Here is a 2,326-nt window from a genome sequence, read left to right as displayed (position 1 = left end):
CGCCCGCCCCCGGCAGGGCGTCGGCGAGAGCGCGGACCGCCCGGTCGACCTCGTCACCGGGGCCGTGACCGGTGCCGAACCCCCGGGCCCCGCCGGCCCAGGTCCAGGTCATGAACAGATCACCGGCGTCGGCCAGCCGGACCTGGACCACCGGGCGGCTCGTCATGTCGTCGGTGACCCAGGACGCCACCTCCTCCTCGTGCACGATCCGCCGGCGATAACGGAACTCGGCCGCCTCGATGTACTCCTGGAGCGCGACGCGTCCCGGGCCCGGCTGCGCCGACATCCGTACCTTCGGCGGCGGCGAGACCCGCAGTCCGGCGGAGGCCGCGGCCTCGGCGGCCACCCCACCGAGCGTCATCGTGCCGTTCGCGTGCCCGTCCGCGCCGTGCCGGTACGTCTTCATGGCCGCATTGGGGAAGACGGACGCGAGGTCCTCGACCGGGGCGGACGCCGGGCTCGGATTCAGGGCCAACGAGGCGCCCGCGCAACGGTGTTCGGCCAGTTCGAAGAGCAGCCCTTGGTCCTGTCGGCGCATCGCCAGACGGAACACCAGCCGTACGGCGTCCTCGGCGAGCCGCAGCCACTCACTGCGCGCATGGGCGGTGGCGAAGTCGTAGCGTGCCGCCTCCAGGGCCAGTGCGGCGGGCAGCGCGAGGGAGAGCGCGTTGCCGATGGACTCCTGCTCCCGGTCGCCGTGGTCCGTCCGGTTCAGGTTGTCCTCAAGGGTGCGCGCGAGCATGAGGTCGACCTGCGCGCACCGCTCGAACACCCCCCGTTCCTGGTACACGTCCCTGGCTTCCTGGGCCAGCCGCTTCATCTCGTCGATGTCGCCCCGGGCGTAGGCGTGTTGGGCGCCGAGCAGCATGCTGTCGGCGGCGGCGATCGAGGCACCGAGCCGTTCGAACCGTTCCAGGCTCGCCGTCAACAGGCCCTCCGCGCCGGTGTCGTCGCCGCGCTGACCGGCGAGGAAGGCGCGCGCCTGCTCGCAGACCGCGAGGTCGCCGAACCACCGCTGCCGCTCGAAGAACGCGGACGCCTCCGCGAACAACCGCTCGGCGAGGTCGAGTTCGCCCCGGTGCATCGCGGCGTACGCCCGGTGCGCCAGCAGCACCTGCTGCTCACCGGTGTCGCCCAACGCCCGGAAGCGGTCCTCGGCGCGCGCGAAGTGGTCCTCGGCCGCGTCGAAGCGTCCGGTCGAGGAGCAGATCAGACCGAGGGCGACCAGCAGTCGCGGGATGGTCTCCACCGCCGTCTCCGGTGTGGTCGACAACAGCGCCGACGCCTGTTCCTCAGCGGCTCCCCATGCGCCCCGGTCCATCAGCAAGTGCACCCGGTTCAGGCCGAGTTCGGAGGTGCGCAGTCCGTCGGGGTCGTCGAACCCGGGCAGTCTGAGCGCCGCCTCGTCGAGACAGGCCAGCGCCTCGTCCAGGCGCCCGGTCCTGCGCAGCAGATCGGCCCTGGCGATCAGTGTCCGCAGCACCATCTCCAGCCACAGCTGACGGCCGCGCGGCCCCATCGGCGCCGACGCGATGCCGTCGAGCAGGGCGTGGGACCGGTCGATGGCCTCCTCCGCCGCCACCAGGTCCGTGGCGGCGAGCTGGACGCTCGCGACGTTCGCCAGCAGGTGCGCGCGCAGGAACCGTACGTCGGGGGAGTCCTCAAGGGACTCGGCCAGCGTGAGCAACTCCTCGTAGACGGCGATCGCGGCGGCGACATCGGCGTTGAGGTGATGTTCCTCGGCCTGGGCCAGACCGCTGTCGAACGGTTCGCCATAGAGCGGTGTCACCGCGCCGACATCATCTGCCGTGTCGTCTTCCTGGTCCGGCATCCGTCAGTAGTCCTCATCGGTGGTGGCGGCCGCGATCTCGGCGAGGAACGGGGCGGGTGAACTGCCGTGCGGTGGCGCGCCGTACGCAACGGGCTGTGTCGCCGCCGTGAGGCGCCGCCGCACCAGCGCGCGGATCGCGTCGCGTTCGCTGGCGGATTCGGGGCCCGGTCCCGGGTCGAAGCCGGGCAGCAGCACACCGAGTTCGACGCGCGGCCGGGTCTCGCCGGGCGGCAGGTCCAGGTCCGCCCGGCCGGTCCACATGTCGTCCCGCCTGGCGAGCGCGACCCGTTTCCGCGGACCGTCGTTCACCCGGACCTCCGCCGCGAGGCGCGCACCGGTGGCGGGCGCCGCGACATGCGCGACGACGTCGACCTCGAACTGCCGTCGCGCGCCGAGTGCGTGGACGGTCCAGGACACCGCGGTCTCGGACGCGTCGACGAGACCGGGCGGGTAGCGGCGCCAGTCGTTGGGACCCGAGCCCCGCGCGATCAACCG

General features: G+C 72.7%; 2 pseudogenes. Both read right to left on the bottom strand.

The features are described 5' to 3' along the window. Window positions 1-1,831 (bottom strand): annotated as a pseudogene (locus R6V09_RS51135) (hypothetical protein); the annotation flags it as partial. Window positions 1,832-1,834: 3 nt separating this feature from the next. Further along, a pseudogene (locus R6V09_RS51130) lies at window positions 1,835-2,326 on the bottom strand (hypothetical protein); the annotation flags it as partial.

Origin of the sequence: Streptomyces sp. W16 (assembly GCF_033194735.1) — a bacterium.
GTDB lineage: Bacteria > Actinomycetota > Actinomycetes > Streptomycetales > Streptomycetaceae > Streptomyces.
This window is presented reverse-complemented; position numbering and strand designations above follow the sequence as displayed.